Source organism: Nakamurella leprariae (assembly GCF_016918035.1).
Lineage (GTDB): Bacteria > Actinomycetota > Actinomycetes > Mycobacteriales > Nakamurellaceae > Nakamurella > Nakamurella leprariae.
On record NZ_JAERWK010000003.1, the window covers coordinates 63,986 to 90,011 of the forward strand.

32 protein-coding genes are annotated in these 26,026 nt (G+C 72.0%); 17 read left to right on the forward strand and 15 right to left on the reverse strand.

Going from position 1 to position 26,026, the window contains the following annotated elements:
• Positions 1 to 35: 35 nt before the first annotated feature.
• Positions 36 to 1,013 (reverse strand): sugar-binding transcriptional regulator, encoded by a 978-nt coding sequence (locus tag JL106_RS01540; protein ID WP_205258919.1) that lies wholly within the window; start codon positions 1,011 to 1,013, stop codon positions 36 to 38.
• A gap of 365 nt (positions 1,014 to 1,378) precedes the next feature.
• Here JL106_RS01540 and JL106_RS01545 point away from each other — a divergent pair, with 365 nt between their 5' ends.
• From JL106_RS01545 to JL106_RS01595, 11 genes are all read left to right on the forward strand, one after another.
• Complete coding sequence (locus JL106_RS01545) at positions 1,379 to 2,365, forward strand: thiamine pyrophosphate-dependent dehydrogenase E1 component subunit alpha (protein WP_236006544.1); 987 nt, start codon at positions 1,379 to 1,381, stop codon at positions 2,363 to 2,365.
• Complete coding sequence (locus tag JL106_RS01550) at positions 2,362 to 3,471, forward strand: alpha-ketoacid dehydrogenase subunit beta (protein WP_205258920.1); 1,110 nt, start codon at positions 2,362 to 2,364, stop codon at positions 3,469 to 3,471. Before JL106_RS01545 ends, JL106_RS01550 begins: the two co-directional genes overlap by 4 nt.
• Positions 3,472 to 3,538: 67 nt before the next feature.
• Positions 3,539 to 3,784, forward strand: a complete 246-nt coding sequence (locus JL106_RS01555) for a lipoyl domain-containing protein (RefSeq protein WP_205258921.1) — start codon at positions 3,539 to 3,541, stop codon at positions 3,782 to 3,784.
• Between the two features lie 6 nt (positions 3,785 to 3,790).
• Entirely contained in the window at positions 3,791 to 5,461 is a 1,671-nt protein-coding gene (locus tag JL106_RS01560; protein ID WP_205258922.1) for a glycerol-3-phosphate dehydrogenase/oxidase, read from the forward strand.
• The gene (locus JL106_RS01565) at positions 5,458 to 6,960 is read left to right on the forward strand and encodes an FGGY family carbohydrate kinase (RefSeq protein WP_205258923.1); all 1,503 of its coding nucleotides are present in this window, start codon (positions 5,458 to 5,460) and stop codon (positions 6,958 to 6,960) included. Before JL106_RS01560 ends, JL106_RS01565 begins: the two co-directional genes overlap by 4 nt.
• 26 nt (positions 6,961 to 6,986) lie before the next feature.
• Entirely contained in the window at positions 6,987 to 7,853 is an 867-nt protein-coding gene (locus JL106_RS01570; RefSeq protein WP_205258924.1) for a class II fructose-bisphosphate aldolase, read from the forward strand.
• Positions 7,850 to 8,545 (forward strand): 2-oxo acid dehydrogenase subunit E2, encoded by a 696-nt coding sequence (locus JL106_RS01575; protein ID WP_205258925.1) that lies wholly within the window; start codon positions 7,850 to 7,852, stop codon positions 8,543 to 8,545. Before JL106_RS01570 ends, JL106_RS01575 begins: the two co-directional genes overlap by 4 nt.
• An 89-nt stretch (positions 8,546 to 8,634) precedes the next feature.
• Positions 8,635 to 9,069, forward strand: a complete 435-nt coding sequence (locus JL106_RS01580) for a VOC family protein (RefSeq protein WP_205258926.1) — start codon at positions 8,635 to 8,637, stop codon at positions 9,067 to 9,069.
• 19 nt (positions 9,070 to 9,088) lie between these two features.
• A complete protein-coding gene (locus JL106_RS01585) occupies positions 9,089 to 9,730 on the forward strand; it encodes a winged helix-turn-helix transcriptional regulator (protein ID WP_205258927.1) in 642 nt (213 codons plus the stop codon).
• A 651-nt stretch (positions 9,731 to 10,381) separates the two neighbouring features.
• Positions 10,382 to 10,933, forward strand: a complete 552-nt coding sequence (gene speG / locus JL106_RS01590) for a spermidine N1-acetyltransferase (protein ID WP_205258928.1) — start codon at positions 10,382 to 10,384, stop codon at positions 10,931 to 10,933.
• A gap of 54 nt (positions 10,934 to 10,987) precedes the next feature.
• Positions 10,988 to 11,632, forward strand: a complete 645-nt coding sequence (locus JL106_RS01595) for a maltokinase N-terminal cap-like domain-containing protein (RefSeq protein WP_205258929.1) — start codon at positions 10,988 to 10,990, stop codon at positions 11,630 to 11,632.
• A gap of 37 nt (positions 11,633 to 11,669) precedes the next feature.
• Here the strand turns inward: JL106_RS01595 and JL106_RS01600 are convergent, their stop codons facing one another.
• Both JL106_RS01600 and JL106_RS01605 read right to left on the reverse strand, forming a co-directional pair.
• A complete protein-coding gene (locus JL106_RS01600) occupies positions 11,670 to 12,308 on the reverse strand; it encodes a dihydrofolate reductase family protein (RefSeq protein WP_407940065.1) in 639 nt (212 codons plus the stop codon).
• A gap of 389 nt (positions 12,309 to 12,697) precedes the next feature.
• Positions 12,698 to 13,393, reverse strand: a complete 696-nt coding sequence (locus JL106_RS01605; RefSeq protein WP_205258931.1) for an alpha/beta fold hydrolase — start codon at positions 13,391 to 13,393, stop codon at positions 12,698 to 12,700.
• A gap of 73 nt (positions 13,394 to 13,466) precedes the next feature.
• On the opposite strand from JL106_RS01605, the gene JL106_RS01610 reads away from it, so the two are divergent.
• Positions 13,467 to 14,006: a TetR/AcrR family transcriptional regulator gene (locus JL106_RS01610; protein WP_205258932.1), complete on the forward strand. Its 540-nt coding sequence runs from the start codon at positions 13,467 to 13,469 to the stop codon at positions 14,004 to 14,006.
• Positions 14,007 to 14,059: 53 nt separating this feature from the next.
• On the opposite strand, the gene JL106_RS01615 is transcribed toward JL106_RS01610, so the two are convergent.
• Complete coding sequence (locus tag JL106_RS01615; RefSeq protein WP_205258933.1) at positions 14,060 to 15,130, reverse strand: hypothetical protein; 1,071 nt, start codon at positions 15,128 to 15,130, stop codon at positions 14,060 to 14,062.
• 81 nt (positions 15,131 to 15,211) lie between these two features.
• On the opposite strand from JL106_RS01615, the gene JL106_RS01620 reads away from it, so the two are divergent.
• Entirely contained in the window at positions 15,212 to 15,415 is a 204-nt protein-coding gene (locus tag JL106_RS01620; protein ID WP_205258934.1) for a zinc-ribbon domain-containing protein, read from the forward strand.
• A gap of 32 nt (positions 15,416 to 15,447) precedes the next feature.
• On the opposite strand, the gene JL106_RS01625 is transcribed toward JL106_RS01620, so the two are convergent.
• The 3 genes from JL106_RS01625 to JL106_RS01635 form a co-directional block, all read right to left on the reverse strand.
• Positions 15,448 to 15,843 carry a rhodanese-like domain-containing protein gene (locus JL106_RS01625; protein WP_205258935.1) on the reverse strand — a complete coding sequence of 132 codons (396 nt, stop codon included), beginning with the start codon at positions 15,841 to 15,843 and terminating at the stop codon, positions 15,448 to 15,450.
• Between the two features lie 28 nt (positions 15,844 to 15,871).
• On the reverse strand, positions 15,872 to 16,252 hold the full coding sequence (locus JL106_RS01630; RefSeq protein ID WP_205258936.1) for a hypothetical protein: 381 nt from the start codon (positions 16,250 to 16,252) through the stop codon (positions 15,872 to 15,874).
• Between the two features lie 102 nt (positions 16,253 to 16,354).
• Positions 16,355 to 16,684: a hypothetical protein gene (locus JL106_RS01635; protein ID WP_205258937.1), complete on the reverse strand. Its 330-nt coding sequence runs from the start codon at positions 16,682 to 16,684 to the stop codon at positions 16,355 to 16,357.
• Positions 16,685 to 16,950: 266 nt separating this feature from the next.
• On the opposite strand from JL106_RS01635, the gene JL106_RS01640 reads away from it, so the two are divergent.
• Complete coding sequence (locus JL106_RS01640) at positions 16,951 to 17,754, forward strand: SDR family oxidoreductase (RefSeq protein ID WP_205258938.1); 804 nt, start codon at positions 16,951 to 16,953, stop codon at positions 17,752 to 17,754.
• A 19-nt stretch (positions 17,755 to 17,773) separates the two neighbouring features.
• Here JL106_RS01640 and JL106_RS01645 read toward each other — a convergent pair whose 3' ends face one another.
• Positions 17,774 to 18,370, reverse strand: coding sequence for a malonic semialdehyde reductase (locus JL106_RS01645; RefSeq protein WP_205258939.1), 597 nt, complete (start codon positions 18,368 to 18,370; stop codon positions 17,774 to 17,776).
• 111 nt (positions 18,371 to 18,481) lie between these two features.
• Here JL106_RS01645 and JL106_RS01650 point away from each other — a divergent pair, with 111 nt between their 5' ends.
• The gene (locus tag JL106_RS01650) at positions 18,482 to 18,955 is read left to right on the forward strand and encodes a MarR family winged helix-turn-helix transcriptional regulator (protein WP_205258940.1); all 474 of its coding nucleotides are present in this window, start codon (positions 18,482 to 18,484) and stop codon (positions 18,953 to 18,955) included.
• A 21-nt stretch (positions 18,956 to 18,976) separates the two neighbouring features.
• Here JL106_RS01650 and JL106_RS01655 read toward each other — a convergent pair whose 3' ends face one another.
• The 7 genes from JL106_RS01655 to JL106_RS01685 form a co-directional block, all read right to left on the reverse strand.
• Positions 18,977 to 19,174, reverse strand: a complete 198-nt coding sequence (locus tag JL106_RS01655; RefSeq protein WP_205258941.1) for a LuxR C-terminal-related transcriptional regulator — start codon at positions 19,172 to 19,174, stop codon at positions 18,977 to 18,979.
• A gap of 57 nt (positions 19,175 to 19,231) precedes the next feature.
• Positions 19,232 to 19,864 (reverse strand): cyclase family protein, encoded by a 633-nt coding sequence (locus JL106_RS01660; protein ID WP_205258942.1) that lies wholly within the window; start codon positions 19,862 to 19,864, stop codon positions 19,232 to 19,234.
• 33 nt (positions 19,865 to 19,897) lie between these two features.
• A complete protein-coding gene (locus JL106_RS01665) occupies positions 19,898 to 20,110 on the reverse strand; it encodes a TOBE domain-containing protein (protein ID WP_205258943.1) in 213 nt (70 codons plus the stop codon).
• A 78-nt stretch (positions 20,111 to 20,188) separates the two neighbouring features.
• Complete coding sequence (locus tag JL106_RS01670) at positions 20,189 to 21,262, reverse strand: sulfate/molybdate ABC transporter ATP-binding protein (protein ID WP_407940066.1); 1,074 nt, start codon at positions 21,260 to 21,262, stop codon at positions 20,189 to 20,191.
• Between the two features lie 46 nt (positions 21,263 to 21,308).
• Positions 21,309 to 22,142 (reverse strand): ABC transporter permease, encoded by an 834-nt coding sequence (locus JL106_RS01675; RefSeq protein ID WP_205258945.1) that lies wholly within the window; start codon positions 22,140 to 22,142, stop codon positions 21,309 to 21,311.
• A 13-nt stretch (positions 22,143 to 22,155) separates the two neighbouring features.
• On the reverse strand, positions 22,156 to 23,016 hold the full coding sequence (gene modA / locus JL106_RS01680; RefSeq protein ID WP_205259140.1) for a molybdate ABC transporter substrate-binding protein: 861 nt from the start codon (positions 23,014 to 23,016) through the stop codon (positions 22,156 to 22,158).
• Between the two features lie 11 nt (positions 23,017 to 23,027).
• Complete coding sequence (locus JL106_RS01685; RefSeq protein WP_205258946.1) at positions 23,028 to 23,435, reverse strand: TOBE domain-containing protein; 408 nt, start codon at positions 23,433 to 23,435, stop codon at positions 23,028 to 23,030.
• Between the two features lie 121 nt (positions 23,436 to 23,556).
• On the opposite strand from JL106_RS01685, the gene JL106_RS01690 reads away from it, so the two are divergent.
• Positions 23,557 to 24,624 (forward strand): NAD(P)H-dependent flavin oxidoreductase, encoded by a 1,068-nt coding sequence (locus JL106_RS01690; RefSeq protein ID WP_205258947.1) that lies wholly within the window; start codon positions 23,557 to 23,559, stop codon positions 24,622 to 24,624.
• Positions 24,625 to 24,805: 181 nt separating this feature from the next.
• Entirely contained in the window at positions 24,806 to 26,005 is a 1,200-nt protein-coding gene (locus tag JL106_RS01695; RefSeq protein WP_205258948.1) for an MFS transporter, read from the forward strand.
• Positions 26,006 to 26,026: the final 21 nt, after the last annotated feature.

The window sequence follows — 26,026 nt, forward strand, 5'->3', positions numbered from 1 at the left end:
CAGAGTGCATCGCACCCGAGACTCCCTGCCCGCGGTCAGCTGTCGCGGTGGTCCAGCAGCCACTGGGCGGTGACCGAATCGGTCACCAGCACGTTGATCCACCCGCCGCGCAGCGCGGCGCGGACGGAGCGGTACTTGGACGGCCCACCACCGACGCCCAGCCGGCGAGGCGCCCGGCGCAACTGCCGCAGGGTGGCGCCCACGACGAGTTCGTCGAGCTCGCTGGACACCGGGACGCCGTCCGCGTCGAGGTAGCGCAGGATGACCTCGCCGACCGCCCCGCGTTCCTTGACCTCGGCGACCTGGTCGTCGGTGAAGAAATTGTCACCGGCGCGCAGCGGCGGCACGATGTCACCCGACCCGAAACCGGTCAGCGCCAGGTCGATGTCGTCCAGCTTGGCCAGGGCCTGCCGGGCGTGTCCGTCGTGCGCCAGCAGCGTCTCCCGGACCTGCCGGCTGGGCAGCACCCCCGGCAGCCGCAGGAACATCGGCTCTGCGCCGGTGAGCGAGGCCAGCTGCTGGGTGTTCTGGGCGGCGGCGTGCTGCAGGGCCGGAGGGCCCAGGTCGCCCAGCATCTCGACCACGTACCGGGTCCCGCTGCTGCGCATCGGCTGCAGATGACGGACGGTCTCCTGCAGGGTGCGGCTCCACGAGGTGAAGCCGATGACCTCGGCGTCCAGCGGGGTCGACTGCAGTTGCAATGCGAGCAGCTGGCCCAGTTCCCGCACCAGCTGACTCTCGTCCGGCACGTCACCGATGTCGTGGACGTGCGCACTGCGCAGCTCGTACACCGACTCGAGTTCCCGTTCCAGCGCGGACTGCTCGCCGACTGGCAGGACCACCGTGGTGCGGACGATGCCGAGCTCGACGGCCTGGTCCAGCAACCGGGAGACACGCGACTGGGAGATGTTCATCCGCTCCGCGATCGCGCTCTGCCGCAGACCACGCGTGTGGTACAACCAGGCCACCGTGGCGATCGTCCGCTGCGCGCCGGGTGCCTGCGCTCTCACCATCGCGTCCGTCCCCTCGTCCGATGGTGGCGACGCCCGCCGGAGGACGGACGTCCAGGCACCTGGGCGGTGCCGGCCGTTGACACTGTAGATGCCGCTCACTACCCTCGTCGAGTAAAGATGCTACGGCCGAATATTGACTCGGCACGGCTCCGTCGGACTGCCGAGACGGCCGGTCACCCGCCCCGGGCATCGTGCGACGTCGTCCGCCACATCCGCACCGTCGCACCGCCATCCGCGGGTCCGGGGACCGGACGGGCGGATCCCCATCACGTTCCACCGATGCCCATCGACAGGAAGGCGCGACGGTGACCGACCCAGCCCCTCGATCTTTGCCCCGGGACACCCAACTGGAGATGCAGCGCCGGATGCTGCGGATCCGGCGGTTCGACGAACGGGCCTCCAAGATGGTCAAGCGGGGCCAGATCCCCGGCACGGTGCACACCAGCATCGGCCAGGAGGCCCAGGTGGTCGGCGCCTGCATGGCGCTGGGCGACACCGACTTCATGACGGGCAACCACCGCAGTCACGGTCACCCCATCGGCAAGGGCGCTCCGCTCGGTCCACTGATGGCCGAACTGGTCGGCAAGTCCGGCGGCGTCTGCCAGGGCAAGGGCGGCTCGCTGCACCTGGCCGACTTCGCGGTCGGCAGTCTGGGCGAGTCCGGCATCGTCGGCGGTTCCATCCCGATCGCCGTCGGCGCCGGACTCTCGTCGAAGGTGCTGGCCAACGACCGGGTCTCGCTGGCGTTCTTCGGCGATGGGGCGGCCAACCAGGGGTGCCTGTACGAGGGCATGAACATGGCCGGGGTCTGGAAGTTGCCGGTCATCTTCCTGTGCGAGAACAACCAGTACGCGCTGTCCACCCCGGCGCACACGGTCACCTCCGGGGTGATCGCCGACCGCGGATCCGGCTTCGGCATGCCGGGCGTCCGCGTCGAGAACGGTCAGGACGTCCTCGCGGTGCACGAGGCCGTCTCCGCGGCCGTGCAGCGGGCCCGCGCCGGGGACGGACCGTCGCTCGTGGAGGTCATCACCTACCGCTACAACGAGCACTCCGAGGGGCTCCGGCTCGGCGTCGACTACCGCAACGCCCAGGAGAAGGCGCAGTGGCTGGCCCGGGATCCGATCGTGTTGTTCCGCGAGGACCTGATCCGGCGAGGCGTGGCCGCGGCCGAGGAACTCGACGCATTGGAGGCCGACGTGTTGCGCGAGGTCGACGATGCCGTCGCCTTCAGCGACCAGAGCCCGTACCCGGAGCTGTCGGTCGCCTTCGACGACCTCTACAGCGACTCGCGGTTCGCCGTGCACCGTTTCCGCGACAGCTCTTTCGGCACTCTGGAGGCCGTGCGATGACCGTGATGAGCTACCTGGGCGCGATCGGCGCCGCCCAGAAGGAGGCCATGCTCGCCGACGAGCGGGTGGTCATCATCGGCGAGGACGTCGAGGCCAACGTCTACGGCACCACCGGTGGAGCCGGCAAGAGCCGGGCCTCCGAGGGTGACTTCCTGCAGCAGTTCGGACGCAACCGGATCCGCAACACGCCGATCTCCGAGGAGGTCATCGTCGGGGCCGCCATCGGGGCGGCGATGACCGGCCTGCGCCCGATCGTCGACCTGTCGTACTCGAGCTTCCTGTACATGGCGATGGACCAGTTCGTGAACCAGGCGGCCAAGAACCGGTACATGTTCGGCGGCCAGGCCAGCGTGCCGGTGGTGTTCCGGTCGGCGATGTTCTACGGCCTGAACACCGGCGCCCACCACTCCGACCGGCCGTACCCGATGTTCATGAACGTGCCGGGTCTGAAGATCGTGACTCCGGCGTTCCCCAGCGACGCCAAGGGACTGCTGCGCACCGCCGTCGACACCGACGACCCGGTGCTCGTCTTCGAGGCCTGCGTGCTGTGGGGCAGCAAGGAGGAGGTCGACGAGCGGGAGTACCGGATCCCGTTCGGGGTCGGCCGGTCGGTGCGCACCGGCACCGACGCCACCGTCATCGCGGTGTCGGGCGCGGTCCCCGAGGCCGTCGCCGCGGCCGACGCGCTCGCCCCCGAGGGCATCTCGGTCGAGGTGTTCGACCCGCGCACCCTCGTGCCGCTGGACGTCGAGGGCATCCTGGACGCCGCCGCGAGGACCGGGCGGGTGGTGGTGGCCGATCCGGCCCACCGCACCTGCGGCGCGGCCGCCGAGATCTCCGCACTGATCTCCGAGCACGTCTTCGACGCGCTGCGCGGCCCGGTGCGTCGGGTCACCACCCCGGACGTGCAGATTCCGTTCAGCCCGGCCCTGGAGAAGCAGCTCTACCCGAACCGGGTCGCCATCGCCGACGCCGTGCGCGCCTCGCTCGGTGTCGCCGCGCCGACCACCGGGCGGGACGGCGACGACAGCACCGGTCCGGACGGCAGTGGGGGCACGCCCCCGAGCGGCCAGGACGCGGCGGTCGCCACCGGCGCGGCCCGCTGATCGAGCGCGATTCCGACATCCCATCCGCAGCAGTGCGCCAGACCGCTCCAGACAACGGAGGACACCCATGGCACGACTCGAGGTCCTGCTGCCCCAGTGGGGCATGGGCATGAGCGAGGGTTCGATCACCGCCTGGCTCAAGGCGGTCGGTGACCAGGTCGCCGAGGACGAGGCGTTGGCCGAGGTCGAGGCCGAGAAGGTCGAGGAGACGCTCGAGTCGCCAGCGGCGGGGACGCTGGTGGAGATCCTGGTGGCCGAGGGCGACACCGTCGAGGTCCGCACCCCGGTCGCCGTCATCGAGACCGCCGACTGACCCGCCATGGTCAGGCCGGAACTCACCGGCGGACCGTTCGACCTCATCGTCGTCGGCGCCGGGATCAACGGGGTCGGGATCACCCAGGACGCCGCCCTGCGCGGCCTGCGGGTGGTCCTCGTCGAGCAGGACGACCTGTGCAGCGGTGTCTCGGCGTGGTCCGGGCGATTGGTGCACGGCGGCCTGCGGTACCTGGAGCAGTACGACGTCGCCCTCGTTCACGAATCGCTCTCGGAGCGGGAGCGCCTGTTCAGGCTCGCCCCGCACCTGGTCAAGCCGGTCCCGCTGATGGTGCCCGTGTACCGCCACAACCGGCGCCCCGGCTGGATGGTCGAGCTGGGCATGGTCGCCTACGATGCACTGTCGCTGGTCAAGACCCCGCCGTTCCACCGCGCGCTGAGTCGTACCGCCACCGTGCGCCGGTTCCCCGGCGTCGGGACCGACGGCCTGACCGGCTCGGCCGTGTTCTACGACGGGCAGGTGGAGAACGCCGAGCGGCTCTGCGTCGAGCTGGCGGTGGACGCCGCCGCGGCCGGCGCGGTGATCGCGACGAAGACCCGGGTGGAGGCACCGCTCGTCGAGCAGGGACGCGTGGTCGGGGTGCGCGCGACCGACACCACGACCGGTGAGACCTTCCAGATCCGCGGATCCGTGGTCGACAACGTGGCCGGTGCCGCCATCGACCGCCTCCTGACCGACCACGCCCTGCCGCCGCAACCGCGACTCAACGGTGGCACCAAAGGAAGTCACCTCATCGTCGGACCGTTCCCGGGGGCACCGCGCGACGTCGTCTACTACGAGTCCCGCCAGGACGGCCGTCTGGTCCTGATCATCCCGTGGCGTGGGCGCTACATGATCGGCACCACGGACATCCGGTTCGACGGCGATCCGGACGACGCCCGGTGCGACATCGGCGAGGTCGACTATCTGCTCGGCGAGGTGAACACCCTCATCCCCGGCGCCGGGCTCACGCTGGACGACGTCCTCTACACCTTCAGCGGAGTGCGCCCCCTGCCGTACGTCCCGGACATGGCCGAGTCCTCGGTGCCGCGCAGCCACGTGCTGCACGATCACACCGACACGGGACTGCCTGGACTGGTGACCGTGGTGGGCGGCAAGCTGACCACCTACCGCAAGCTGGCCGAGGACGCCGTCGACGACGCCTTCCGCCGGCTGGACCGCCGGTCCCCCGGAGTGCCGACCAAGCGACGCCGCTTCCCCGGCGCCCAATTCACCGACCTGGCCACGCTCACGGCCGCGGTCGGTGCCCGGACCGGGCTGCCCGAGGCGCAGGTCACCCGCCTGGTCGATCTGTACGGCAGCCGTACCTTCGGCGTCTGGCAGCTGGTCGAGCGGGACCCCACCCTGGCCCGTCCCGTGCACCCCAGCGGCCTCACCGCGGCTGAACTCGTCTTCGCCGTGGACGCCGATCTGGCGCGGTCCCTGACCGATGTGCTGGCCCGTCGGGTGCTGCTCGCCTTCGAGCCGGACCACGGGCTGGGATCGATCGACGTGATCGCCGGGGTGCTGGCCGACCACCTCGGGTGGGACGCCGGGCGGGTGGCCGCCGAGATCGCCGACTACCGCGGCTGGCTCGACAAGCTCGCCGTCCCGGATCCGGCGGGTCCCCGTTCGGAGTCCTTCGGTGCCGGAATCCGGGTGGCGGTGTCGTCATGAGCGGGTCGTTCGTGCTCGCGCTGGACGAGGGGTCCAGCAGCTGCCGTTCCATCCTGGTCGACGCGTCGGGCGGCATGCATGGGGAACAGCGGGCCGATGTGGTCTGGAACACCCCACGGCCGAGCTGGGTCGAACTGGACCCGGTCCGGCTGTGGCAGGACCAGCTCTGCACCGTCCGGCGGTCGATGACCCAGGTGGGCGCGACGGGTCGGGATCTCGCGGCCGTGGCCGTCACCACCCATCGGGAGACCTCGATGCTGTGGGACCGCGCCACCGGCGAGCCCGTCCATCCGGCGGTGGTGTGGATCTCCAAGCAGTCCGACGAGATCGTCCGGCGCTGGTCCGCCGAGGGCTTGGACGAGCTGTTCCGGCAGCGGACCGGACTGTTCAACGACTCGTTCTTCTCCGCGGCCAAGGTGGCCTGGATGCTGGAGCACGTGCCCGGCGTGCGGCGGCGGGCCGAGGCCGGCGAGATCGCCTTCGGCACGCCGGACACCTGGTTGCTGTGGAACCTGACCGGTGGACGCTCCCACCTGACCGACCACACGTGCGCGTCCCGCACCGCGTTGTTCAACCTCGAGGCGCTGGCCTGGGACGAAGAGCTGTGCGCCATCCTCGGCATCCCGATGGAGATCTTCCCCGACGCCGTCGCGTCGGACAGCGACTTCGGGCTCAGCTCGGCCGACGTCCTCGGCGCGGAGGTGCCGGTGCGGGCCGTCATCGCCGACCAGCAGGCCGGGCTCTTCGGACAGGCCGGCTACGCCCCGGGGTCGGCGAAGAACACCTTCGGAACGGCCGGCGTACTGACCGTGAACGCCGGCGAGAAGCCGGTCTTGGTGGACGGTCTGACCTCCAGCGTGGGCTGGACCATCCGCGGCACCACCGACTACGAGTTGGAGGGCGTGGTCTTCCACTCCGGCCAGACGCTGTCCTGGATGAAGGACAACCTCAAGTTGTTCCGGACCAACGACGAGATCGAGGCGCTGTCCCGGGCGGTCCCCGACTCCGGCGGCGTCTACGTGGTCCCGGCCTTCGGCGGGATGTGCGCCCCGCACTGGGACCGAGAGGCCAAGGCGGCCGTCGTCGGGCTCACCCTGGAATCCACCGCCGCCCACGTCGTCCGGGCCGGGATGGACAGCATGGCCTTCCAGACTGCCGACATCATCGACGCGCTCGAGGCCGGCGGCATGCCGGTCGACGTCCTCAAGGTCGACGGCGGTTCCGCCCGCAGCGACCTGCTCTGCCAGCTCACCGCCGACCTGTCCGGAAAGGTCATCCAGCGCCCGACCTCACTGGAGCGCACCGCGCTGGGCGCCGCGTTCGTGGCCGGCCTGGGGGTCGGCCTCTGGGACGGCATCGTCGACCTGGAACAGACCTGGACCTGCGAGCGCGAGTTCATCCCACTCATCGACGAGGCCACCCGCGAGGCCCGTCACGCCGGCTGGCGTGAGGCCCTCGACCGCACCCTGCCCCGCCGGTTCGCTGCCGCCAGGTCCTGACCACCCACTCCCCGAGAGGCACCAGGATGCGAGACTTCGATCCGCTGCGCTGGGTGCACGACGCCCGCGCCGGAGGCTACGCCGTCGCCGGTTTCAACATGCACAACGACGAGACCACCCAGGCCCTGCTGCAGGCGGCCGAACAGGCCGAGGCGCCGGTGTTCCTGCAGGTCGGCCGGGCGGTCATCCCGCACATGGGGGTCCGGCGTGCCTACGAGATGACCGTGCGCAACGCCGCGGACTCCGGCGCCCGGTACGCCATCCACCTCGACCACGGCAGCTGGGAAGAGGTGCTCGAGGCGGTCCGACTCGGCTTCGACTCGATCATGTTCGACGCCGCCCACCTGCCGCTGGCGGAGAACATCGCTGCTACCCGCCGCGCGGTCGAGCTGTGCCACCACTACGGGATCCCGGTTGAGGCCGAGCTGGGCAAGATTCCGGACGTGGGCGCGCCGGTCGAGTGGGCGTCGTACTACACCGACGTGCACGAGGCCGAGCGGTTCGTGGCCGAGACGGGCGTCGACCTGCTGGCCATCTCGGCCGGGGTCGTGCACGGGGTCATCCCCGGGCTGGAGCAGGAGCCGCTGGCCGTGAACCTGATTGCCAGGATCGCCGAGACCGTTCCGGTACCGCTGGTGCTGCACGGTATCTCGGGTGTCCCGGACAATGAGATCAAGGACGCGGTGGCACACGGTGTGCACAAGATGAACGGCGACACGGACCTTCGGCACGCGTTCCGCTCCGGTGTCCTGCAGGCGTGGGAATCCGGTGACCGGCAGCTCGAGGAAGCGCTCGACGCCGGGCGTCTGAAGATGATCGACGCGGCCGTCGCCAAGTTCCACGCCATGGGCAGTGCCGGGACCGCCGGCGCGCTGACGGGAGGACCCCGATGACCGACATCGCGCAGCGGCGTCCCGCCGCCGACGGCGCCCCGGACGGGGTGGCCACACCGTTGGCCGGCATCCGCAAGGTCGCCGCCCGACGGATGGTCCAGGCCTGGGCGGCGCCGGTGTTCCATCTCGGTGTGGACGTCGACATGGGGCGGGTGCTGGCGGCCGACCTGCGGTCCATCGGCGGCACCGTCACCGACGCCATCCTGCAGGCCTGCGCGACCGCGCTGGTCGCGACGCCAGCGCTCAACGCGCACTACGCCGACGAGGTGATCACCACCTTTGCGAGGATCAACATCGGGCTGGCCGTGGCCACCGACAAGGGCTTGACCGTGCCGGTGCTGCACGACCTGCAGGGTGCGTCCATCGGCGACATCGCCGTCAAACGCAGGAATGTCGTGGAGCGCGCCCGCGCCGGCAAGCTGACCAAGGCCGACATCACGGGTGGCACCTTCACGGTCTCCAACCTGGGCATGCTCGGCATCGACCGGTTCGACGCGATCCTCAACCCGCCGCAGATCGCCATCCTGGCCGTCGGGGGCACCACCGCCACACCGGTAGTGCGCGATGGAGTGGTGACCGTCCGGTCGATCGCGGCGTTCACGCTGAGCTGTGACCACCGCGCGGTCGACGGGGCCGCGGGCGCCGGGCTGCTGGCCGGCATCCGGACGGTCCTGGAACAGGACGGCACCTGATCGTCCGCGGCATTCGGGGCTTGACGCAGGACTTGCAATTTGCAAGTGTGAATGGCGTCCACCTCCCCGACCTGACCTCGGAGTCGACGATGACCGCGATGTTCGTCAACCTGCCGGTGACCGATCTCGAGCGCGCGACGGCGTTCTACACAGCACTGGGATTCCGCATCAACCCGCAGTTCTCGGACCACAACGCGGCCTGCGTGGTGGTCGAGGAGGACCACAGCTACTTCATGATCCTGGTCCGCGAGTACTTCCAGACCTTCACCGACCTGCCGATCGGCGATCCGGCCGTGAGCCCGTCGGTGTCGGTGGCGATCTTCCGGGACAGCCGCGAGGAGGTCGACCGGACCGTCACCGACGGTCTGGCCGCGGGCGGCGCGGAACCGCGGCCGGCCGCCGACTACGGCTTCATGTACCAGCGCCAGCTCACCGACCCCGACGGCAACGTCCTGGAGTTCGGCTGGATGAACCCGGTCGCCGGCGAGCTGGGCCCCGAGGCGTTCGCGGCCCAGCAGGCCTGACGACGACGAGGGCCGATCCATGGTCGCCCGCGACTACGGTCAGTACGACGGCATCACCCGCGGCCTGGAGCTGGTCGGCGAGCGCTGGGCGCTGCTCATCGTGCGCGATCTGCTGGTCGGGCCGCGCCGATACGGGGAACTCGCGGCGGGACTGCCCCGCATCCCGAGCAACATCCTGGCCGCACGACTCAAGGAGCTGCAGGCGGCCGACGTCATCCGCCGGCTGCCCCGGTCGCGGGTCGTCGTCTACGAGTTGACGCCGTACGGGCGGGAGCTCGAACCCGTGGTGCTGGCCCTCGGGGCGTGGGGCTTCAAGGCGCTGGGTGATCCGCGCGACGAACAGATCATCACGCCCGACGCGATGACCATGTCGCTGCGGACCGCCTTCCGACCGTCGGTGGCGGCCGATCTGCCCGCGACGGCCTACGCGACTCGGGTCGACAGCACCGAGCTGCTCATCCGGGTCGACGGTCCGGTCCTGGACGTCACCCGGGGGGAGGGCCCGGTGGACTTTGCCTTCGCCACGGATGCCGGCATCCGCCGGCTCATCTCCGGCGAGCTCGCCCCGGATCGCGCCATCGCCTGCGGTGTGGTACAGGTGCTGCATGGGCCTGGAGAACTGTTGCACCGCTTCGCGACCACCTTCCACCTGGCGGCATGACCGGACGCAGCGCCGCGGATCACCGCCGCCCGAGCCGTCGGTGAGCCAGGAGGACGCCCTGGTCGCCCTGCGCGAGATCACCGACCCCTGCGCGTGACTCGAGCGGGCGTCCGGCCCGCACCGACGGCAGGATCAGGTCAGCGGCGCTCCCAGCCGATCCCGGGCACCAGCGGGATGGTGGAGAGCTGGCTGGCGTTCTGCCGAGGATGCGGCGCGCCTGACCCCGCGTCTGGGTGCTCGATCTCTGATGGCCGACACGTCGTCGCGCACCGTCGAGGACGTCGTCCGCGGCGGACTCTGCTCGGGATGCGGTCTGTGCGCGAGCCTGGCCCCGGAGTCGATCACCATGGGCCTGAACATCACCGGCCACATTCGCCCCCTGGTCCGCGGACCGATGCCGGAGCCGGCCACCCGCGACATCATGGCGACGGGCCCCGGCGTCCAGGTCATCGGGCCGGGACGTCCCGCCGGTGTCCCGACGCATCCCGTCGGGGGACCCGTCCGCGCGATGTACCGCTCGTGGTCGACCGAGCCCGCGGTCCGCAGTTCACCGGCACCCTCCGCCGGATCCGCCAGCGCGACAACCGAGAACCGGCCATCTGAACCGCCCGCGACCCACCGGCGGGCGGGACACAGGACCGGGTGCGGCTCATGAAAAATGGGCCGGTGGCGATCCGACTCCGCGCGCTCGAGCGCGACGACCTCCCGTTCGTGCACGGCCTCACCAACGACAGCAAGATCATGAGTTACTGGTTCGACGAGCCGTTCGAGGCGCTGGTCGAGCTGCAGGACATCTACGACCGCCACGTGCACGACGTGCGGGAGCGACGCTTCATCATCGAACGCGTCAACGACGACCAGACCCGGAGCCGCGTCGGCATCGTCGAACTCGTGGACATCGACCACATCCACCGCAACACGGAGTTCCAGATCATCGTCGACCCGGCCTGGCAGGGACGTGGGTTCGCCAAGCTCGCCACCGAACTGGCGCTGGACTACGCGTTCGCCGTGCTGAACCTGCACAAGGTCTACCTGATCGTCGACGTCGCCAATCTGGGCGCGATCCACATCTACGAGCAGGCGGGGTTCTCGGTGGAGGGGACGTTGCGGGAGGAGTTCTTCGCCGACGGCCGGTACCGCGACGCGCTGCGGATGGGACTGCTGCAGGGCGACTACCTGGCGCGGCGCAACCCGGATCTCTGAGCGCCGCGCGGACCCGGCTGCCGGCTGCGATCCCCGGTGGAGCAGACTGCCGCGGTGGCGATCATCCACCGCGCGACCATCTCCCCCACCAAACTCGAGCTGCTGGCGGCCTGGGTCCCGGCTCAGCCCTGGGCGGCGGGCACCGTCCCGGACCGGTTGGTCGGCGGCTTCCGCTTCGACGATCCGGCCGGTGAGGTCGGCATCGAGGTGGTCGTCCTGGCGGACGCGGCCGACCGGTACCTGCAGGTGCCGGTGACCTACCGGGCGGCGCCACTGGACGAGGCACCGGCATCGGCGTTCATCGGCACCACCGAGCACTCGGTGCTCGGCACCCGCTGGGTGTACGACGGCCTGATCGACCCGGTGGCGGTCGCGGCCTACACCGCGGGCGCGGTGGGCGCCGTGGCGCAGGCCCGCGAGTGGGTGCAGACCGGCGAGGGTGGTCAGCAGGAGCGCGAACCGCTCGTCCGGGCCACGACCCTGCATCCTTCGGCCGAGGCGCCGGCTCCCGTGTCGGCCGACCGGCGGCGAGCGGCCACCGACGCCGACCCGGCGCGCATCCCGGTGTCGAGCGGCGTGATCGCGGTGCACCGACTGCTCGACGCGGACCGGCCGGTCGGGGCGACGCCGACCCTGGTGGCCACCTGGGACGGTCAGATCTCCCCCGTCGTGCTCGCCGAGGTCCTCCCGGCTGACTGATCGAGCCGTTCGGACCGGGTCGGCCGGGCCGGACCGGTCAGCCGCCGACGCCGCGGTCCGGGGAGCTCATGTCCCCGGTCCCCGGTGTGCCCTCGGCCAGGCCGTACTGCAGATGGACGGTTCCCGCCCCGCCCGCCGCCGGTGGGGCCAGCAGCCGCAGGTTGGTGGGCACCTGCCCGCCGTCGAAGATCTTCTTACCCCTGCCGAGCAGGATCGGGTGCAGCCACAGGTCGACCCGGTCGAAGAGGTGTTCCCGCAGCAGGGTCTGGACGAGGTTGAGACTGCCGACCACTTTGATGTGCTCGTGCCGGTCCCGGATCTCCCGCACGGCACCGGCCAGGTCCGGACCGAGCTGGCTGGACCCGGCCCAGGACAGGTCGGGCCGGCCCCGGGACGCGACGTACTTCGGCACCCGGTTGAACAGCGTGGCGATGTCGCCGTCCTCACCACCCTCCTGGCGCGGCCAGAAGGCGGCGAAGATGTCGTAGGTGCGACGCCCCAGCAGCAGCGCGTCGGTGCCCTCGTAGGCGGCGCCGACCTGCGCCCCGGACACCTCGTCCATCAACGGCGCCTGCCAGCCGCCGAACGAGAACCCGATCGGGTCCTCGTCGGGACCGCCGGGCGCCTGGCCGACGAGGTCGAGGGTGGCGAACAGCTCGAGATGGATGAGGCCCATGTCGTCCTCCGGGAGAAGGGGCGGGTTCGGCATCGGAACGGTCGCGGGATGGACCGGGTGTCCGCCGCGAACTCATCGGCGCACCGCACATACCCTCCGGCCGGAGAGAGTCCGGTGATCAGGCAGCGAGGAGATCACGCACTCGACGCCGGCGAAGACCCGCCGCTTGCATCGGTGGACGCACCACTCGATGACCGGTCCGGTGACCTCGAAGAACAGGGCGTTCCAGCGCGCCCGCAGCGCATGGTCGGGGGCATGCGGCGTCGGCCCCTGCCGCTGGTCGGGTCCCGGTCACGGACACCTCCGCTCGTCGGGTGCCGGCCGCTGCCGCCGAGCCCGTCTCCGGCGGGTTCCGCCGCGCGACCGGCCGGGCCATCCGACCGGCAGCGTCACAGCGTCAGCACCAGGTCCCGGATCGCGTCCGGCCGGGAGAGGAACGGGTGATGCCCGGCGTCGAGCTCGACGATCCGTCCGGCAGGCCGAGCGAACTCGCGCTGTCGCGCGACCGGGGTGCCGCGGTCCTCGGTGCACACGAGAGCGGTCGTGGTCACCGATCGCCAGGCGGCGGCCGAGACCGGCTGCCGGATCACCCGCACACTCTGCCGGGCCAGCCGTGCCGCCGCCTGCGCTCGGACATCGGCCTCGCAGTCCTGCAGGAAGGTCTCGTCGAGCAGCTCAGGCCGCACGCCGAACGTCCCGGAGTCCTGGTCGAGTTCCAGGAACGGCGCCGGGGTGTCCCCGCCGAAATCGCCGAGACACTGCCCGATCTCGGGCAGGTAGCTGGACACCAGCAGCAGATGCCGGACCCCGGCGAGCCCGGCCGCCGCCTCGGCGAGCACGATGCCGCCGTAGCTGTGCCCGACCGCAACGGTCGGCTCGTCGCCGTCGGCCAGCGCGGCGCGAACCGCCGCGACGTCCTCGGCCAGGCCCGGTCCGTCGGTGCCGGCAGCCGCCCCGCTCTCGCCGCAGCTGGGCAGGGCCGCCGCCACGCTGGCCACGCCGCGGTCGGCCAGCAGCGCCGCCGTCCGGTGCCACCACCACGCCCCGTCCCGCACGCACGCCCCGTGCACGAACACGACCCTCATCGCGACCTCCGCGTCTGCTCGACCGACCGGGTCCAGGGTAGACGTATCGCCAGTTACGCGAAACGATGACGGCATGGGTCGACGTGCGCAGCCGGAGATCAAGGACCGGATCCTGGACGCCTGCACCGACCACGCCCTGACGCATGGGGTGCCCGACCGGCTCGAGCCGTTCGTGACGGCCACCGGCACCTCGGCGCGGATGTTGATCTACCACTTCGGCAGCCGCGACGCACTGCTGCAGGCCGTGCTCGCGCAAGCCCGGCGCCGCCACCTCGATGCCTGGGGCGACCTGCTGCGGCCCCGGCCGGACGAGCCGTACCCGGCCACGCTGGCCCGGGCCTGGACATCCATGACCGGACCCGACGGCCGACCGTTCCTGCGGATGTTCAACCGGCTGCGTGAGAGCGCCGAGCAGCAGCTCTGGCCGGACTTCCGACGCCAGGCCACCACCGACTGGCTGCCACCGCTCGAGGAGGGTCTGCGCACCATCGGCCGTCCTGAACTGGCCACCCTGGTCCTGGCCGTGATCCGCGGGCTGCTGCTGGACCTGGACGCCACCGGGGATGCGACCAGGACCCACGCCGCACTCGAGCACTTCCTGGCGACGCTCTGACGACCCCGGACCCAGGGGTGTGAGCACCGACGGGTGGACGGAGCACCGGTGGATCAGCCGAGCACCGGGCTCTGCCGGGCGAGCAACTGCCAGGCCACCGCGGGTGCGGTCTCCGGCGCCCACTCCAGCCGAGCGGTGAGCAGCGCCCCGTCCACCGCCACGTCACCGGCCGTCGCCGGGCCGTCCTGCCGGCCGTCGAGCGCGGCGGCGGCCTGCTCGGCCTCGCCGGCATCGGCGTACTGGTGCGCCACCACCGGCACCGACCGTCCGTCCTCGACCACCAGACCGATGCCCACGACGGTGTCGTCCGCCGCCCGCCACAGCTGCGCGGCGTACACCCCGCGTGCATCGAGGGCCTCGGCCACGGGCAGCACGTCCGACCAGCTCCCGAGATCGCCGTCCCGGTAGGCCTGGGCCGCCTTGGTCTGCAGGGTGACCAGCAGCTGCGCCTCGTCCCCGGTCACCCGGACCGGGCGGCCCAGTTCGTCCGGTGCGAGCCGGTGCTGCAGGTCCGTGGTCAGGTCCTCGCCGGGCTGCGACCAGATGCCGTCGTCCGGCTCGCCGATCGCCGCGGTGACCGCGTCCGGGTCGAACCGCCCGTCCAGCACCGCGACCCGGGCCGGAGGTGCGCTGACGGCCAGGAAGCCGTCGACCTGAGGGATGCCGAAACCCACCGAAGCGGCGAAGGTGTCGTGCTGGGCGGCGTACTGGATCCCAAGGCTGTCCGGCCATGGGATCGAGATCACGGAGCCCTGTTCGACGCCGGCGGTGTCCGAGAGCCAGGTCAGGAACGCGTCGCCGGTGCCCTCGGGCCGGATCAGACCGGCGTCCTCGATCGCGGTCTCGACGTCCGCGGCGCTGATCAGCGCCGGTCCGGCGATCACCGGGGTGTCCGCCAGCAGGCCGGTGATCGAGAAGCCGTCAGCGGCCGGCACCCCCGTCGACGTCGTTGCCCTGGTCGACGACGCGGTGGTCGACGACGCGGTGGTCGACGACGCGGTGGTCGAGATGGTCGTGGCCGGCGTCGCAGTCCCGGCGGTGCCGGAGGCACACCCGGTCATGGCGGCCACGGCCAGCACGGCGATGGACAGGACGACGGCGCTGGCGCCCGATGATCGTTGCACCCGGCGCACCCTATCCAGATCGATCACCGGCGCCGACGTCGGCGTCCGCCCCAGGACGGGTCGATCCGTAGGGTGGTCGGGATGTTCTTCCTGTTCGGCTTCGGCACGCGGACCCAGGACCTGGGGCCGGGCGACGTCCGCACCTGCCCCCGGTGCGGCAACACCACCCGATGGACGCGGGTGCGGGAGTTCAAGCAGGTCACCGTGTTCTTCGTACCGGTCGCCCGCTGGGGCCGCCGGCACCTCGAGGTCTGCTCCATCTGCGCCACCGCCGTCGCCGCCTGACCGGCCCGCCTGGCCCGCCGGTCAGCGCCGCCTCAGGCGCGCACGTCCGCCGGTCCGTCCGTCATGGGCAGCCCCGCCGCGATCCAGGCCTGCACACCCCCGGCCAGGTCGGTCGCCCGGGGCAGGCCCACGGCCCGCAACGAGGCCGCGGCCAGGCTCGAGCTGTAGCCGTGCCGGCAGATCACCACGACCTCGAGGTCGGAGCCGGTGGCCTCCGGGATGCGGAACGGGCTGGTCGGGTCGAGCCGCCACTCCAGCACGGTGCGGTCGATGACCACGGCGCCGGGGAACTCGCCCTGCTCGCGGCGGTGCGCCTCGGTGCGGGTGTCCACCACCAGGGCGCCCCGCTCACGGGCCGCGATCAGTTCGCTCGGCGACACCCGCCGCACCCCGACCCGGGTCGCGGCCAGCACCTCGTCGATCCCCACCCGACCAGCGTGGCAGACATCCGACGGGTCAGTCGCTCAACCGCACCCACAGGAAGCCGTAGATCAACAGGGCCACGAAGACCGGCGTCACCGCGATCCAGAACCACGGGATGTCGATGTCGGCCACCAGCTTCAGCAGCAGTCCGGCGACCAGGATGAAGACGAAGACGCCGCTGCCGAAGCCGATGACCAGTTTCCGGTGGCGCGGCGGGATGGCGCCGGGAGTGCGGCCTCGTGGCGCGTTCCCGATCCCGGCGGCCGACCGCCGCGCCGGTGTGGTCGCCGGTGACGGCGTTGGTCGAGTGGTCGGCCGGGTCGCGCGGCCCGGCTGGCCGACCGTCCGCGGCGTCGGCTGCACGATGCGCCGGGCGGACGGATCGGGCGGGTCGGTGGGACCGGACCGGGTCACAGCGGCGTCCTCTCGCTGGGCCCGTCCCGGTGTCAGGACGGGCGGACGTGCGGCCGACCGTCGGCCCGCGGCACGGGTCCATCATCCGCCCACCGGCCGCTGTCAGTGCCCCGGCCACCATCGCGTCATGGTCCGCGTCATGGTCCGCGTCACCGTCGAGGTCATGGGGCAGCCGCTGTCGACGAGTTCCTGGCCCAGGTTCGCACCGAACGCCGACGCACCGATGCGCGCGAGGTCGTCGACCTGATGGCCGAGGTCTCCGGTGCCGCGCCGGACCTGTGGAGCGGCGGGATCATCGGCTTCGGGACGTCCCATGACCGGGATCCGACCGGTCGCGAGGTGGACGAGCCGGTGCTCGGACTGTCCCCCCGTGCGCAGGCGCTGACGATCTACGGCCTGTTCAACACCGACGACCAGGATCCGGCGGTGCACGCCCGGTCGGCTCGGCTCGGCCCCGCACACCATCGGCAAGGTCTGTCTGTGCATCCGGGACCTGCACACGGTCGACCGGACCGTCCTGCGGGAGATGGTCGAGGCCGGCTGGGCGGCGTACCAGCCCGTGGCGGACTGACCTGGCGATCAGCCGGCCATCCGACCACGGTGTGGACGATCCGGCGGAGCCACGCCGGGCCACGGGACCGCTTCCCCTCCTAGGGTGGTGCGGTCGCGGACGACCGCGCGCCCGACGAGGAGGGCTCATGGCGAACGACGAACGAGCGACCCGGACCGTCCTCGACGGCTTCGACCTGACCGGTCGGGTCGCGGCGGTGACCGGTGGCGGGCGCGGACTGGGCCGGGCGATCGCCCTGGCCCTGGCCGAGGCCGGCGCGGACGTGGCCGTACTCGGGCAGGCCGCGGACGCAGCGGCCGACGCAGCGCGGGAGCTGGCCGGGCGGACCGGTCGCCGCACCGCGTCCACCGCTGTGGAGGTGGCGGACCCGACGTCGGCAGAGGCGGCGGTCGACCGGGTCGAGGCCGACCTGGGGCCGATCGACATCTGGGTGAACAACGCCGGTGTCACCGCCTGGGGGCCGTCGTTGGCAGCTGACCAGGACACCGACTGGCGTCGCGTCCTGGCCGTCAACGTGGACGGGGTCTGGAACTGCTCGCGAGCGGTGGGCCGCCGGATGGTGCAGCGGCGGTCCGGCGCCGTGCTCAACATCGGGTCGATCAGCGGCTTCACGGTGAACCGTCCGCAGTGGCAGGCCGCGTACAACGCGAGCAAGGCGGCGGTACACCAGCTCACCCGGTCGTTGGCCGCCGAATGGGCCCCGTTCGGCGTCCGGGTCAACGCCCTGGCGCCCGGCTACGTGCGCACCGACATGGTCGCGCCGCGGCTGGAGGACCCGGAGTACCGGCCATGGTGGACGGAGTTCGCGCCGCAGCAGCGGGCCGCCGATCCGTCCGAGATCGGCGGCCCGGCCGTGTTCCTGGTCAGCGACGCGTCCAGCTTCATGACCGGCGCGGTCGTCGTGGTCGACGGCGGATACTCCCTGTTCTGACGCGCCGCGGTCGGACGGATCAGCCCCAGGCGACCGCGGTCTCGACGGGGACCCGGGGCAGCCGGTCGTACCAGGCGTCCGGCCCGGGATGACCGATGTTGACCACCATGAGCGTGGTCCAGTTCCGGTCACCGAAGAACTCCCGGTCGATGGCCGGCCCGTCGAACCCGCCCATCGGCCCGGCGGCCAGGCCGGCCGCCCGGACGGCCAGGATGAACGCTCCGGCCTGCAGCCCGGCCGAGAACCGACCGGCTCCGTGGCGGGCCTCCAGGTTGTCGTCGAAGGCGGCCTTCATCTCCGGACGGAACGGCAGCACGGTCGGGATCTGCTCGTGCCACTCGGTGTCGTACGCGACGATCGCCACCACCGGGGCCGAGGCCGCCTTGGCCCGGTTGCCCTCGGCCAGCAGCGGGATGAGCCGGTCCTTCCCCTCCTGGGTCCGGACGAACTCCACCCGCAGCGGCTGCGTGTTGGCCATCGTCGGCATCCAGCGCGTGAGATCCCAGATGTCTTGCAGTTCCTGGTCGTTCACCGGATTGGCGGCGAAGGTGTTCGACGTCCGGGCACCGGTGAAGACCACCTCCCGGCCGTGGCGGTCCAGCTTCTCCAGTATCACCGTGCACTCCTGCTCGTCCGCGGGGCCGGAGCTGTGCGCCCGACCAATCACTTGCCGCAGAAACCAACATCCTCCGCGTCAGTTTCCGCGTCAAGTAAGTAGGCTGCCGGTGTGACGAACGACAAGTCGCCGCGATGGTTGAGCCGCGAGCAGCAGGACGCCTGGGTCGCGCTCATCACGATGATGACCACGTTGCCCACCGCGCTCGAGGCGCAATTGCGCCGGGACGCCGGGCTGAGCCGCGTCGAGTACAACGTGCTGTCCTGGCTGTCCATGCGGCCGGAGCACACCGGCCGGATGAGCGAGGTGGCCGAGCTCGCCAACGTGACGCTGTCCCATCTCTCCCGAGTCGCCTCCCGGCTCGAGGATCGCGGCTGGATCCAGCGGTGCCCGCATCCGGTCGACGGCCGGGCAACGCTCGCCCGGCTCACAGCGACGGGCTGGGAGAAGGTCGTCGCCTCGGCACCGGGACACGCCGAGGAGGTGCAACGGCTGGTGTTCGACCGACTCGACCCCGCCCAGGTCGACCAGCTCCGGACGATCGCCAGCTGCATCGTGGACGGCCTGCCGCCGCGGCGGCCGTGAGGATCCGTACCGCGGCAAGCGTCAGCGGGACAGGGAGCGCACCACGGCGAGCACCCGTCGGTGATCGGTGTCGTTGGTGGGCAGGTCCAGCTGCTGGTGGATGTTCGAGATGTGGTGCACCACCGACTTCTCGGTGATGGTGAGCCACTCGGTGATGGCGACGTTGCTCCGCCCCTCGGCCATCAACGACAACACCTCGTGCTGCCGCCGGGTCAGCACGCGGACCGTCCCTTCACTGACGCTGTGGCCGGGCCGGTCGCACAGCGGGTCAATGGGTCAGCGACTGAGCACGGCCCTCGCCGGGGCGCCGTCGGCCCCCGGGATGCGCAACGGCAGACAGGTCAGCGTCCACCAGCCCGGCTCGACCGCGCGCAGGTCGAGTGTCTCCAGGACGGTGACGCCCGCCCGGAGCAGCACCTGGTGGGTCGGCGCCGGGTCCCGGTACGACGCGACCGACAGCCAGTCGATGCCGATCAGCCGCACACCGCGCCCGGCGAGCACGGCGGCCGCCGTGGGAGTGAGCGCCACGAAGTCCTCGCTGAACCGCCGGGTGTCCCAGAGCGCCGAGTTCGACGTCCTGAACAGCACCCGGGTGGCCTCCGGCGGGATGCCCAGGATGGCGAGCGCGGCCTCGTCCAGGTCGCCGTCCACCCCGGTGGCGTCCGCGACCCACGCCGGCCCGATCAAGGTGTCGATCGGGACGGCGTCGACCCCCGGGTGCCCGTCGAGGAAGTGCACCGGGGCGTCCACGTGCGTGCCGCAGTGCAGCGAGCAGGTCATCGACGAGACGTTCGCGGCATCGCCGTCGACCAGGCGCTGGTCGCGGCGGATCTCCAGGTCGGTGTCGCCCGGGTACAGCGGCACCTCGCCGGGGACGAGCGGGACGGTGACGTCGACGTACTCGGTCATGGCGGAGTCGTACCAGGTGGTCCGCCCGACGCGTCACTCGACGCCGAGCATGACCTCGGTCGACTTGACCAGCACGGTGGCCGGGGTTCCCTCGGCCAGGCCGAGTTCCGCCACGGCCTCCTTGGTGATCGATGCGGTGACGACCTGCTCACCGCCGTCGAGGCGGACCTTCACGGTGGCCATGACGGAGCCGAGGGTGACCTCGACGACGGTGCCGGTGAGCTGGTTGCGGGTGGACAGGCGCATGGGGATCTCCTCGGGTGGTTGGTGCGGTCGGACGAGTGGGACGGTCTCCAGGTGCGTCCTCGGGGTCGGTCGGACGGTTCAGGTCGCCGGATGCACGGCGACACCGGTCGCCTTGACGGTCAGCAGCACCGGATCACCGGGCTCCAGCCCCAGGTCGGCCGCGGCGGCGACCGTGATGTCGGCCAGCAGCGGGTCCGGGCCGCCGGGCATGGCGGCGTGCACCCGCACCACGTCGCCGCGCGGTTCGAGATCGGTGACCACCACGCGGAGATGGTTGCGCGGGCTGCCGACCGGCTCCTCGCGCGAGACCGCCACCGCGTTGGGCGGGAACACGGCGACCGCCGGCTCCCCGGCGCGGCAGTCGGGCGCGAGCAGCCCGGCGATGAGCAGACCGCCCGGCGTGCGGAGGTGGTGCTCGTCGGCGGTCCCGGCGATGAGGTTGACCCCGGCGATGCGGGCCGCGAACACCGACCGGGGTGCACTCAACACCTCCCGCGTCGGACCGCTCTCGACCACCCGGCCGGCTTCCAGCACCACCACCCGGTCGGCCAGCGACAGCGCGTCGATCAGGTCGTGGGTGACGAGCACCGTGGTGCGACCCGAGTCGCGCAGCACCCGCCGCAGCAATTGCCGGATCGCCGGGGCGACGGCCACGTCCAGCGCGGCCATCGGCTCGTCGAGCAACAGGACCGCCGGGTCCGCGGCCAACGCCCGGGCGATGGCGACCCGCTGGGCCTGGCCACCGGAGAGCTGACCCGGCTTGCGGTCGGCGAACTCGGTCGCATCCACCGCAGCGAGCCACCGATCGGCCAGCGCCCGGGCCTCCCGACGTCCCACGCCCTGGGCCCGCGGGCCGAACGCGACGTTGGCCGCCACGCTCAGGTGCGGCAACAGCAGCGCCTGCTGGGCCAGCAGGGTCACCCGACGCCGGTGCGGTGGGACCCAGACGCCGCGATCGGTGTCGACCAGCACCCGCTGATCCAGGGTGATGGTCCCGGTGTCCGGCCGGAGCAGACCCGACAGCAGCGCCAGCAGCGTGGACTTGCCGGCGCCGTTGGCGCCCAGCACCGCGACGACCTCGCCTGGTTCCACCTGCAGGGTCAGCTCGACGTCCCGGGCGGCGACGCCGGCGGCCAGGTCGAGGGCGCCGATCGGGGCGCCGCCGTCGGCCGTGGTCATCACCGTCGGGTCCACCACGTCAGACCACGCCTTCGCTGCCGCGCCGGCGGGTGACCAGCACGATGAGAACGGCGACCACCACCAGCACCAGGGACAGCGCGACCGCGGCATCGGCGTCGGTCTCCCGCTGCAGGTAGATCTCCAGCGGCAGGGTCCGGGTCACCCCCTGCAGACTGCCCGCGAAGGTGAGCGTGGCTCCGAACTCGCCCAGCGCCCGGGCGAAGGCCAGCACCGCGCCCGAGGTCAGCCCGGGCAGCACCAGCGGCAGGGTGACGCGGCGCAGCACCGTGGTCGGGTTCGCACCGAGGGTGGCCGCCACCGCCTCGTATCGCCGCCCCGCCGTGCGCAGCGACCCCTCCAGACTCAGCACCAGGAACGGCAGGGCGACGAAGGTCTGCGCGATCACCACCGCGGCCGTGGTGAAGGCGATCCGGATGCCCAGCACCTCCAGCGTGCCACCCAGCAGCCCCTGCCGGCCGAAGGTGTAGATGAGCGCGATGCCGCCGACGACCGGCGGCAGCACCAGCGGGAGCAGCACCAGTGACCGGGCCAGCCGCAGGCCCGGGAACCGGGATCGGGCCAGCACCAACGCCATCGGCGTCCCCAGCATCACGCACAGCAGCGTGCTGGCCGTGGCCGTCTTCAGACTCAGCCACAGCGCGGCGACCGACGACTCCGACGTCACCAGGATCCAGAACTGGCCCCAGTTCACCCGCGCGACCATCGCCACCAACGGCAACACGATGAAGATGCCGCCGATGAGCGCCGGCAGGTACACCCAGCCGGGCAGCCCGGCGTCGGTCCGGGCGGCGGATGCCCGCCGACCTGACCGACGCTCCTGCTGGGTCGTCACCGCAGGCGTCGGCTCACGGGGCCGGCTGGAAGCCGGCGCCCTCGAGCACCTGTTGCCCGTCGGGTCCGGTGATCAGCTCGATGAATTCCCGTGCCAGCTCGGGCTGGCTGGCATCGGTGAGCGCGGCGATCGGGTAGACGTTGACCACCGCGGTCGACTCGGGGAACGCCACCGCGCTCACCTTGTCACCGGCGCCCGAGGCGTCGGTGACGTAGACGAGACCGGCGTCGGCCTGGCCGGTCTCGACCTTGTTCAGCACGTCGGTGACCGAGGATTCCTCGCTCACCGGGGCCAGCGTGACACCGGTGTTCTGCTCGACCTTCTCCGTCGCCGAGCCACAGGGCACCTGCGGCGCGCACACCACGACCTGCAGGTCCGACTTCGTCAGGTCGGCGAACCCGGTGATCCCCTTCGGGTTCCCGGGCTGGGTGACGATGGTCAGCGTGTTGCTGGCGAAGTCGACCGGCTCGCCGGCGACCACGTCGGCGTCGGTCGCCTTGGTCATGTTGTTCACGTCGGCGGAGGCGAAGACATCGGCCGGGGCACCCGCGGTGATCTGGGTGACCAGGTCGGAGGAGCCGGCGAAGTTGAAGGTCACCGTGGTGCCCGGGTGCTGGTCCTCGAACGTCTCCCCCAGCTCGGTGAAGGTCGCCTTGAGCGAGGCCGCCGCGAACACGGTGAGCGTGCTCGACTCGGCGGCGGTCGAGCTCGACGCGGTGCTGGAGCCGCTGGTCGAAGCGGACGACGATCCGCTCGAAGCCGACGTGGAACCGGCGGTCGTCGTCCCCGAGCCGCTGCCGCTCGATCCGCAGCCGGTCAGCAGCAGGCCCAGCGCGGCGGTCGCCGCCACCGACAGCCGCGCCGAGCTGAACAGACGGTCCCGACTCACCACGAACCTCCAGGGGTCTCCACGATCACCGTCGTCGCCTTGACCACGGCCACAGCCAATCGACCCGGCTCGAGCTGCAGGTCCCGGACGGCCTCGCTGCTCATCAGCGACACCACCGTGTGCGGACCGCACTGCAGCTCGACCTGGGCCATGACGCCGTCCATCACCACCCGGGTGACCAGGCCGACGAAGCGGTTCCGGGCCGATCGGCCGATCCCCGACGGATCCGGCGCCGGGGCAGCCGCGTGGGACCGCGCGAACTCGGCCAGCGCCACGCCGTCCACGACCTTGCGGCCGGCGTCGTCCCGGGCCGCCGGCAACGAACCGGAGTCGATCCAGCGACGCACGGTGTCGTCGCTCACGCTGAGGAGCTCGGCGACCTCACGGATCCGGAATTGCGGCACGAACAGTATGCTAGCTGCCGCACACGCGGACTCAGGCGCCGCCTGACGCCGCAGGTCCAGAAACGGGCATGACAGCCGCCCGGATCGGGTGCCCGGCCCACGCGGTGACACACTCGGCGACATGGCGACCACCGGACGTCCCCGCCTGTCCGCCACCGGCGTCCTCGCCGGTCTCGGCGTGGGTGTCCCGCTGCTGGCCGCCCCGATGGCCGGCGGCGCCTCCACCCCGGACCTGGTGGCGGCCGCCGCGGCGGCCGGAGGACTGGGCTTCCTGGCTGCGGGATATCTCAGCACCGCGGCGCTCGCCGCTCAGATCGGCGAGACGCGCTCGCGAGCCGACCGTTTCGGTGTGAACCTGTTCGTGCCCAACCCGGTGCCGGTGAGCCGCGAGGTGTACGACCGGTACGCCGCCACGCTGCGGCCGGTCGCCGCCGCCCACGGCGTCGAGCTCCCGACGGGACCACCACGGGAGGACGAGGACGAGTGGGTCGAGAAGGTGGCCCTGCTGTGCGCCGACCCTGTGCCAGTGGTCAGCTTCACCTTCGGCGTCCCCGAGGCCGCGGTGGTGCGGGCGGTGCGGGCGGCCGGGTCGATCACCGCCCAGACCGTGACGACGACCGACGAGGCGCGTGCTGCGGCGGCCGCCGGGGTGGACGTGCTGATCGCCCAGGCCGCCGGTGCCGGTGGACACTCGGCCACCACCACGCCGACCATTCCGCCCACCGTCCCGCCGGCCGATGTCCCGCTGCCGCACCTGATCCGGCGCATCGCGGCCGCCTCCCGGCTACCGGTGTGGGCGACCGGCGGCCTGTCCCGGCCCGAGCACGTCCGAGCCGCACTCGACGCCGGAGCGGAGGCGGTCGCCGTCGGCACCGTGCTGCTGCGGTCGCCGGAGAGCGGAGCGTCCGCCGTGCACCGAGCGGCGTTGGCCGACCCGGACCGGACAGCGACCGTGCTGACGACGGCGTTCTCCGGCCGACCGGCCCGCGCGCTGCGCAACGAGTTCACCGACCGGTTCACCGAGGGTGCACCGCTCGGTTATCCGGCGATCCACCACCTGACCGGCCCGCTGCGGCGGGCGGCCACGGCGGCGGGCGACCCGGAGGCGGTGCACCTCTGGGCAGGCCTCGGATGGCGCGACGCCACCGACCGACCCGCCGCCGAGATCCTGCAGCGCCTGGTGTCCTGATCCCCGACCGAACGGGCCCTGCTCCCGGCCATGGTGTCGACAGTGGTCATCGCTGTGGTCACCGCAGCGGTCACGGCGGTGGTCACCGCAGTGGTCCGAGTAGCATCCGCACAGCACAGGGCCACGTCAGGACGCCGGGGGTGGGGCGGCGTCCGTTCGCCTCGACGTGCCCGGAGTCGCTGTGACCGCCCTGTTCGCCACGTACCGCCGACTGCCCCGGTTGGCCGGACCATGGTTCCTGCCCATCGCCTTCCTGGCCAGGTTGCCGTTCTCGATGACCCAGATCGGCACGGTCGTGCTGGTCACCGCCGAGACCGGCTCGGTCGCCGCCGGCGGTCTGGCGGCCGGCCTGCTCTCGGCCGGGCTGGCCATCGGCGGACCGACGCTGGGCTGGCTGACCGGTCGATGGGGGCAGCGGATCGTCATGGGCGCCGCCTCCCTGCTGGCCGCGACGTTGAGCATCACGCTGGTCGTCCTGGTCACCACCGGCGCGCCACTGGTGCTCGTCGGCGCGGCCGCGTTCTTCGGCGGCGCCATGACACCGCCCATCGGTCCGCTCATCCGCGTCCGCTGGGTGGGCCTCACAGCGAGGGACGGCGGGTTGCCCACCGCCATGTCCTACGAGGGTGCCGCCGACGAAGTCGCCTACGTGCTCGGGCCGGCCCTGGTCTCGGTGCTGGCGGCCCTCGTCCATCCGGTCGCGGCCGTGCTCACCGCCGCCGTGCTCATCGGGGTCTTCGGCACACTCGTGGCCCTGCACCCCACCGCGGACGCCGCCCCGGCCCGCTCGGCCCGCCCCGCCGGGCGGCGGTTCAGGATCGACGCGACCGTGATCGGCGTGGTGGTCGGCGGGCTGGCCATGGGTGCCTTCTTCGGCTCGATGCAGACCGGGGTCACCGGCGTGGCCCGAGCCGCCGGCGACGAGTCCGCCGCTGGGCTGATCTACGCGTGCATGGCCATCGGCAGCGCGGTCACCGCCCTGGCCATGGCGGTGGCTCCATCCCGCTGGTCGTTGGCTGACCGACTGCTCGCCTTCACCGCGGCCCTCACGCTGCTGATCGTGCCACTGTTCACGGTGAGCCACCCCGCGGTGCTGGCCGTCTGGCTGGTGCCGCTGGGCTGTGCGTCCGGACCACTGCTCATCACGCTGTTCTCGCTGGCCGAGCGCTCTGCGGATCCCAGCCGCGTGGCGGTCGCGATGACCACCCTGTCCAGTTCCGTCGTCGTCGGGTACGCCGTCGGCTCGGCCCTCGGTGGCCGGATGGTGGAGGACGTCGCTCCCTCGGCCGCCTTCGGGGTCGCCGTCGCCGTGGCCGCGCTCGGCACCGCCAACGCGCTGCTGCTGCGCCGCACCGCGACCCGCACCGCCGGGCCGTCCTGAGCACCGGCCGGCGTCAGCGGC

What these genes read in the sequence shown, in the direction of transcription:
- JL106_RS01610 (WP_205258932.1), top strand. Translation starts at nt 13,467, where the DNA reads ATGGGTCGACGTGCGCAGCCGGAGATCAAGGACCGGATCCTGGACGCC.
- JL106_RS01585 (WP_205258927.1), top strand. Translation starts at nt 9,089, where the DNA reads ATGGTCGCCCGCGACTACGGTCAGTACGACGGCATCACCCGCGGCCTG.
- JL106_RS01690 (WP_205258947.1), top strand. Translation starts at nt 23,557, where the DNA reads ATGGCGACCACCGGACGTCCCCGCCTGTCCGCCACCGGCGTCCTCGCC.
- speG (WP_205258928.1), top strand. Translation starts at nt 10,382, where the DNA reads ATGAAAAATGGGCCGGTGGCGATCCGACTCCGCGCGCTCGAGCGCGAC.
- JL106_RS01570 (WP_205258924.1), top strand. Translation starts at nt 6,987, where the DNA reads ATGCGAGACTTCGATCCGCTGCGCTGGGTGCACGACGCCCGCGCCGGA.
- JL106_RS01565 (WP_205258923.1), top strand. Translation starts at nt 5,458, where the DNA reads ATGAGCGGGTCGTTCGTGCTCGCGCTGGACGAGGGGTCCAGCAGCTGC.
- JL106_RS01550 (WP_205258920.1), top strand. Translation starts at nt 2,362, where the DNA reads ATGACCGTGATGAGCTACCTGGGCGCGATCGGCGCCGCCCAGAAGGAG.
- JL106_RS01660 (WP_205258942.1), bottom strand. Translation starts at nt 19,864, where the DNA reads ATGACCGAGTACGTCGACGTCACCGTCCCGCTCGTCCCCGGCGAGGTG.
- JL106_RS01540 (WP_205258919.1), bottom strand. Translation starts at nt 1,013, where the DNA reads ATGGTGAGAGCGCAGGCACCCGGCGCGCAGCGGACGATCGCCACGGTG.
- JL106_RS01555 (WP_205258921.1), top strand. Translation starts at nt 3,539, where the DNA reads ATGGCACGACTCGAGGTCCTGCTGCCCCAGTGGGGCATGGGCATGAGC.
- JL106_RS01545 (WP_236006544.1), top strand. Translation starts at nt 1,379, where the DNA reads ATGCTGCGGATCCGGCGGTTCGACGAACGGGCCTCCAAGATGGTCAAG.
- JL106_RS01605 (WP_205258931.1), bottom strand. Translation starts at nt 13,393, where the DNA reads ATGAGGGTCGTGTTCGTGCACGGGGCGTGCGTGCGGGACGGGGCGTGG.
- JL106_RS01640 (WP_205258938.1), top strand. Translation starts at nt 16,951, where the DNA reads ATGGCGAACGACGAACGAGCGACCCGGACCGTCCTCGACGGCTTCGAC.
- JL106_RS01575 (WP_205258925.1), top strand. Translation starts at nt 7,850, where the DNA reads ATGACCGACATCGCGCAGCGGCGTCCCGCCGCCGACGGCGCCCCGGAC.
- JL106_RS01560 (WP_205258922.1), top strand. Translation starts at nt 3,791, where the DNA reads ATGGTCAGGCCGGAACTCACCGGCGGACCGTTCGACCTCATCGTCGTC.
- JL106_RS01580 (WP_205258926.1), top strand. Translation starts at nt 8,635, where the DNA reads ATGACCGCGATGTTCGTCAACCTGCCGGTGACCGATCTCGAGCGCGCG.
- JL106_RS01620 (WP_205258934.1), top strand. Translation starts at nt 15,212, where the DNA reads ATGTTCTTCCTGTTCGGCTTCGGCACGCGGACCCAGGACCTGGGGCCG.
- JL106_RS01665 (WP_205258943.1), bottom strand. Translation starts at nt 20,110, where the DNA reads ATGCGCCTGTCCACCCGCAACCAGCTCACCGGCACCGTCGTCGAGGTC.
- JL106_RS01600 (WP_407940065.1), bottom strand. Translation starts at nt 12,308, where the DNA reads ATGGGCCTCATCCATCTCGAGCTGTTCGCCACCCTCGACCTCGTCGGC.